The organism is uncultured Anaerobiospirillum sp. (assembly GCF_902485895.1).
GTDB classification, from domain to species: Bacteria; Pseudomonadota; Gammaproteobacteria; order Enterobacterales; family Succinivibrionaceae; genus Anaerobiospirillum; species Anaerobiospirillum succiniciproducens.
The window spans coordinates 1-6,796 of sequence record NZ_CABTML010000092.1 but is presented as its reverse complement, the minus strand read 5'-3'; the positions used below and the strand labels follow the sequence as shown (position 1 = coordinate 6,796).

Here is a 6,796-nt window from a genome sequence, read left to right as displayed (position 1 = left end):
TGCGCTTTTGTAGATTTGACGCTCAGAATCGCGTCAAATCTTTTGCTGCTGTTCTGGCACGCTATCTGCTGTATAAAAAGTACTTGACTGGATGATTTGTTTCACATAGGCGCTAACGCAAAGGATGAGATCGCTTTAAAATGCGATGCATTTACCCTTCTTGGTATTGGCGCGATGGCCGATCCTGCAATTGCACCTAATAAGTACACACCTGGAAACACCCCTATTCAACAAGCTGATTTGACCAAAGGCTTCTTTGGACAACAAGATGCTCAAGGCAAATGGCAGCTATCTACTGTACGTTGGATGGTCGATGATCCTAAGCGAGCACAAACAACTTTAGCTCAAATCGATAGATTCATTGATGCAGTAGATTCCAAGCGTGCGGCCTTTGGCGCAATACAAAATCGTATGGAAAGTACTATTCGTAATCAGGCCTCAATTTCTGAGAACGAATCCGACGCCCGCTCACGTATTCGTGACACCGACTTTGCAATGGAGACAGCTGCTCTGACCTCTAATCAGATCATTCAGCAGGCTTCTCAGACTATTCTGACTCAGGCAAATCAGCGTCCAACTATTGCGCTGCAGCTCTTAGGTCAGGGTCAATAGTTCAAAAGTCATAGTCGTAAGTTAGCTGACGACGAATAATCAAGTTCTAAAAAGGCAGTACTGTTGGTGCTGCCTTTTGCGTTTGTAGAATCGAGGAAAACATGACCACTTGCCAAGATCTTAAGATCGCAGATGAACTAATAAAGTCTGTATTAGACAGCTTTGTGCCTGAGCATGCATCTGCTTCTATACCTGTCTTTATTGCAGGAGATCACAGCTCAGTGATCCACCAAGATCAGAGTGCACTTTCAGATCTTAGCCTTAACACTAATGAGCTCATTGGAAAAACAGATCTATTGCTTAAGGTTGATGATCCTAAAGAGCCATGGCTGTGTTTAGTATCATGCGATCACTTATGTGGACACATCGATACTGAACGCAAACAAGAGCTCGATAAGATCGCATCATCAACTAAGCTAAAGTGCGCTTATCTTTCAGTGTTTGATCGCATGGAAAGCTACTCAAAGGTATGCGATTCAATCGCCTGGAGCACCGATGTATGGGTAGCCGATCAGCCTACAAAGATCATCAGCTTTGACTAGAGATCTCCATCATTAGGCTTGCATCAACGCCCGCACATAAGCAGGCATTAAAACATAGGCTTTACTACAGAAAGCATAGCTTGATAGATAAGTTTTACTTTTGCTTTAGCTTGAGACGGCCTTGGATTGGGTCAATGTAATACTTGTTAAGGTCTTGAGCCATGATATGTTCAACTACCTCACAGGCGGTATCAGCACTTACGGTAAACCACTCCTTAGGCTTGTATGTGTGGCCCTCATTATCTTTAAGCGTCACATTCAAACGATGCGCTGCAAAAATGTTATGAAGTGCATTCTCAAGTGCTAAGGCGTCAAAGTTCTTACAAGCAATGGTACGCAATACTTTGACAGGCGCACATAAGTAAGTACTTTCGTTCTGAGCATTGGCAATACGTTCTTCAACTGTATTGCTGGTATAACCTATCTTGATAAGGTGGCTATGCTCTAAGAACTTTTGAATCACAGGCTCGGTACTCAAAGTGCCCAAGATATAAACGTATCCATCAGGCTTACCAGCGTTATCAAGCTTCTCAAAAAGCGGGTCTAGCTCCCTAACTAAGCGAGAAAAGAACTCTCTGCCAATATCATCGTTCTCAACTAAACGCACACAAGGAGGCACGCTCTTATAGAACGATGCCTTTACAGATGTACTGTATGGACTACTCTCAGTGCCATTATCGAAAATTTGTCTAACTCTATACTTAATCTTTTTTGATGCCTTGCTGGTCTTCTTATCCTCGAGGCTAGCTTCGGCAATTAAGCTAAAGACTCCATCAATCACAAAAAACTGTCCAGGCACGATATCAATGCTGTCGCCACCAACTATCTTTACCTGCTTTACATGGTTTTGCTTCAGTAAAAGCTTTACCTCATTAAAGTAGCGCTTGAACTTATCAAACTCAGCGCACTTTACGGCTTTCGCTAATGGCTCCTCAAAGACAAAAGTCTTTGCTTTATAGGCATCAGTGTCGCGCCAGTACTCATGTTCTACGACAAGATCACTTTGACCTACATCATCAAGAAGTCCTAAAGGATCTGCAGCAAAAACGGAATCCAAATCAGTAAAGAGGCGTGAGTGCATATCCTCAACCTCTTTTTTGATCACCTCGTCACGAGTCATGCTAGTTCTTGAGATCTTTTCAGTTTTCTTTGAACGCAGCTCCTCAGGTAGCAATGCCTCACATTCTTCTTTAGCAGCAGAATAGACAGACAAGACCTTTTGATAGCGCTTGAAAAGAATCTGCTCTTCAAAGTCATCGCTAGCCTCGTATGGCAAACGTTGGTGCTCTTTAATGAACTCTTTAATATCCTCAAGTTCAGACATGATCTTTTGCGTGTCGTTCATCGACACCTTAGACTTGCCGACATCTGCTAGCAGACCATAAGGATCATTATCAAAGAGCTCATCAAGTGACTTAGGACGTTTAACAGGCAGATCAATATTGAACTTCATATCATCACCTTAGCTATTGTGAGCTTCAGCTGATGATGCTGCCTTTGCATTGGCCTCACGCTTCTTTTGAAGAATGTACTCAAAAGCCACGCCTAAACGACGCTCAAAGTCGTTAGTAGACTTAGGATCAGGCATACGATCATGCTCTATTCTGAAGGTATTAATATGAGGCCATAACTCTAATGCTACATCCAAAGTCATCTTTTCACGCCAAGCATTAATCTGATTTTGCATGAGCTTTAACAGCTCTGGCTTTACTGCCTTTGAGATAAAGATGTATGCATCTTGGAACGGATTGATTGAGCCGATCATGTTGAAATCGAGTTCATCAACATTAATGAACTTATCTTTGATTTTCACAAAAGTTCGATTCTCATGATCTTGAACAATCACTACAGGTTGTTCTGGTTGATCTGGATTATCAGGGATGTCCGGAGTATCTGGTACTTTTTTGTCATCTTTTTTCTTAAATAGTGGCAGTGTCTTGATAATCATCTCAGTGACTACAGCCTCAGACATGGCAGCAATATCACTATCACTTAGCTCAGGATGGTACTCACGAATAACAGAAGAAACATCCTCTGCCACTAATAACTTGGAAATATCATCACCACCATTCGCAATAGCCTTTTTGACTGTATTAGATGAGTTAATCACCTTAGCTACAATATCGGCATATTCCTCATTGATGATCTTAAGAGCATCATCAGACATGCTGTCATCATCAATGGTGATCTCAATCTGATCACCAATCTTCTTCTTGATACTCTCGATCTTTTTCTGCTCTTTTTGCTCTGGAGTTGTAGGCTCGACTTCACCACGCTTTTTAAAATGTACGTTAGGAGCTAACACCTGCTCCATCAGCAAAGATAAAGTGATAGCTTTAAGGAGACTGTTAACTGCATCAGTTACGTCATCTACCATTGCTGTAGGCATGGCTACGAGGTTAGTAAATTGAGCGTGTTCTTTGCCTGGGCAGTCACGTGTAGCACGACCTATAATCTGTACAACTTCGGTCAATGATGAACGATAGCCTACTGTCAAAGCATATTCACATTGAGGCCAATCAAAGCCCTCTTTGGCCATGCCTAATGCAATAATTACATCAACAGTATTTAGTGTTTCAGGTTCACGCAGTGCAGCTAATGTTACGCCCTGCATACCTGCAATGGTGTCGGATACGAGATCAGCAATTCTAAGGGTCTTTCCATTAGCACTCTTAACCGTGATGATGCCTGTCTTAGGATCTCTAGCTACGCGCTCACCAATATAGTCAATAAGTTGGCCTACTTCGTTAAGCTTGTCACCGCTAGATTCTTTAGAGTTCACATTAGGAATATGGATGATAGTCTTCTTATCTAAATCAAGAAGCTTTGGCACAGCATCTAACCAGTTACCTTCATAGAAAGCGTAATCAATACCTAATGATTTGAGGTACTTATAACCGTTGAGCTGCTCATAGTAAGTGTAAACAACACGATCAAACTTCTTCTCATCCTCAACAGACAGCACAGGTACACTGTCACCTCTAAAGTATGATCCTGTCATTGCAATGACATGTGCCGATGTCTTGGTCATCAGCTCATGAATTACATTACCTAAGCGGTTGTCTGCTTCTTCAGAGACATGATGAAACTCATCAATCGCAACTAAAGCCTGATTGAAGACTGACTTATCCTTAACCTTGTCATAGAAGTAGACTAAAGTTGCGTGAGAACATAAAAGGTAGTGTGCGTTATCATCCTCTAAAAACTTAATAGCCTGAGCTACTTTCTGAGTCTCTCCACCAGGTGCACAAAGGTTGTACTTTGAATCTAAATGCCAGTCAGCAAAGAAGCCAAACTTACTTAGCTCAGTGTCATTAAAGCTTGAGCCAATAGCAATCTGAGGCACGGATATGATGACTTTCTTAATGCCTTGATTGATGACCTTATCAAGAGCTAAGAACATAAGAGCACGTGATTTACCACAAGCCGGTGGTGCCTGAATGAGTAAGTACTGAGAGTCTCGCTTTTCAAAAGCACGAGCTTGCATTTCACGCATACCCATAGCATTTGCCGCAGAACTTTGGCCAGTCTGTGAAAAGCTATAAGAGCCTACGTTATGTACCTGCAGTCTGCCTACAGCAACCTCTTCACCCTTGTGCTGCTCACTCATATTCAATCCTCTTATGTTTGACTCATCAAAAATCATCTACTTAATTATTAAGTAGTGCTTAACTATCAGCTTTAACGGTAGCTTTCTTTTTCTTTGGCTTGGCGCTCTTTAACTTTTCCTTTTCCTCAGCAGCAATCGCTTTAGAGTAAAGGTCAAGTAAGAAAGACAAGCGTTCCTCATCGTCCTTAAAAGGCTCCTCACGATAAGCACGCTCAACTGCAGCATCGAGTCTATTATGAACATCCTTAAGTTCATCAGGCATGTTCTCCGGGTTATACATCTCACCCAGAGTAAACTGAGTTTCAAAATCGATACGAGTCAGCAAGATCTCTTTAGCAAGCTTATCGATCTCGTCACGCTGCTCGTCACTAACCTCAGGCCACACAAAGGTGTTGAATGTCATGTCGCGAGAGTAACGTATGTCAGACTTTAACCTGCCAGAAGTAAACCTAATCCAGACGTTATGCATGAGAGACGTTAGGACGCCAAAATCGTAGTAAGTTGCATTAGGAAGCAAGAAAGCACTATCGCCTACTATCGTGTCTTTTTTAACGAATCCAATAGGCACATATTTACGTCTTTCAGATGATACTCTCGGAACAACAAGAGCTCTTTCTGGATTAGTTTGGCTTCTAAAGCTCCAAGGGATATCACGGAGCTTGTAAGCATCTCCTGTCTTTACTTGAGCTCCTCTCCAATTTGCACAATCATTAACATGAGCAATGATCTCTGGTATTTGAGACCATTTTTCCTTGTCCTCATCTTTTAACCATAAGCAGTATCTAAACTCACTCTTCATAAGCTCACTACTACCAACTAGCTTCTTTAAAAATGGTTTTACTTCAGGATGTTTAAGAATTAGATTCTGACCATCATCATATGACAAAATAAGGTTACCGCCATCAGCTGGCTTGTTACCAAAGATTAGGTTTATCCCATCAATAATTGGGTTGTTTCTTCTTTCAACTATTACAGGCTTTGTACAGTTTGTAAGATACGGAGAGATACATGTACATTGCTCTATTGCAAGCTCGCTACACTTTGCATCTACTGTATAAAACATTGGATATTGCTGATTTTTATATGAGAATCCAACTATAACGCAAAAAACAGCAGCCTTGCCTGCTGCATCGTTAGACCATTGGAACGGCTTATATGCGAAGTTGATATGTATACCTTTGTCTAACAGCAATCCCCATAGAGTATTGACCTGCTCGCCTTGGCAGATTGAGTTGGTTGCTACAAATGCTGTATGCACATGCTTATTCTGCAGCATGTAGTCAGATGCTTTTACAAACCATCCTGTTACAAAGTCTGCTAGACCAAGCTTGTATTTTGGAGGATAGACATCTTTAAGCCACTGTTTTTGCTCATCAGTAGTGTATGTAGTGCCTCCAAACGGTGGATTACCAAGGATGTAGCTGCACTCTGACGCTGGAAGGATGTCGTTCCAGTCGGTGGTAAGGGCGTTGGCTCTAACTATTGTTGCTGAGGATTTTAATGGGATGGATGAGATATTTGAGCCGAAGCGAGCGTTAGCTTGCTGGTTCATGAGGTGCTGCATGAGCCACATAGAGACGTGGGCAATTTCAACAGGCCAATCCTCGATCTCGATACCGTAGAACTGATTAATGTTGATAAAGGAGTCTGTAAAGGCACCTTCGTTGATGTAGTCAAAGACTGCATTCTCAAGAGTACGTAGCTCTTTGTATGTGACAAGGAGGAAGTTACCGCAACCACATGCAGGATCAAGGAACTTGAGCTCGCCTACTCGTTCTAAGAAGTCATAGAACATTTTGCGTACGGCAAAATTCTTACGACGAGAGCTATCGGCGCGTTTGGCAGTGGCAGCACCTAACTTGAGTGGCTCAGCCTTTTTCTTTAGTTCTTCAAACTCAGCATAGAGATCATCAAGGAACAATGGCTTAATGAGCTTGAGAATGTTCTCTTCTGAGGTATAGTGAGCACCCATGTTGCGGCGCTCTTCTTTGTTCATAGCGCCTTGGAACATAGCACCGAAAACGGCAGGTGA

The 6,796-nt window shown here is 42.1% G+C and carries 5 protein-coding genes; 2 read left to right on the top strand and 3 right to left on the bottom strand.

Going from position 1 to position 6,796, the window contains the following annotated elements:
- The first annotated feature begins 96 nt into the window (after window positions 1-96).
- Both RDO37_RS10865 and RDO37_RS07385 read left to right on the top strand, forming a co-directional pair.
- Window positions 97-612: a flagellin gene (locus RDO37_RS10865; RefSeq protein WP_374045310.1), complete on the top strand. Its 516-nt coding sequence runs from the start codon at window positions 97-99 to the stop codon at window positions 610-612.
- Window positions 613-713: 101 nt separating this feature from the next.
- Window positions 714-1,154, top strand: coding sequence for a BsuBI/PstI family type II restriction endonuclease (locus RDO37_RS07385; RefSeq protein WP_308498628.1), 441 nt, complete (start codon window positions 714-716; stop codon window positions 1,152-1,154).
- Window positions 1,155-1,248: 94 nt separating this feature from the next.
- Here the strand turns inward: RDO37_RS07385 and RDO37_RS07380 are convergent, their stop codons facing one another.
- From RDO37_RS07380 to RDO37_RS07370, 3 genes are all read right to left on the bottom strand, one after another.
- Entirely contained in the window at window positions 1,249-2,607 is a 1,359-nt protein-coding gene (locus RDO37_RS07380; protein ID WP_308498627.1) for a GIY-YIG nuclease family protein, read from the bottom strand.
- A 9-nt stretch (window positions 2,608-2,616) separates the two neighbouring features.
- Entirely contained in the window at window positions 2,617-4,764 is a 2,148-nt protein-coding gene (locus tag RDO37_RS07375; RefSeq protein ID WP_308498626.1) for a DEAD/DEAH box helicase, read from the bottom strand.
- A 58-nt stretch (window positions 4,765-4,822) separates the two neighbouring features.
- Window positions 4,823-6,796, bottom strand: a 1,974-nt coding sequence (locus RDO37_RS07370) for a DNA methyltransferase (RefSeq protein ID WP_308498625.1), incomplete at its 5' end; no start/stop codon positions are given.

Excerpts from the sequence above, each read along its gene's own strand:
- RDO37_RS07385 (WP_308498628.1), top strand. The coding sequence starts at position 714 with ATGACCACTTGCCAAGATCTTAAGATCGCAGATGAACTAATAAAGTCT.
- RDO37_RS07380 (WP_308498627.1), bottom strand. The coding sequence starts at position 2,607 with ATGAAGTTCAATATTGATCTGCCTGTTAAACGTCCTAAGTCACTTGAT.
- RDO37_RS07375 (WP_308498626.1), bottom strand. The coding sequence starts at position 4,764 with ATGAGTGAGCAGCACAAGGGTGAAGAGGTTGCTGTAGGCAGACTGCAG.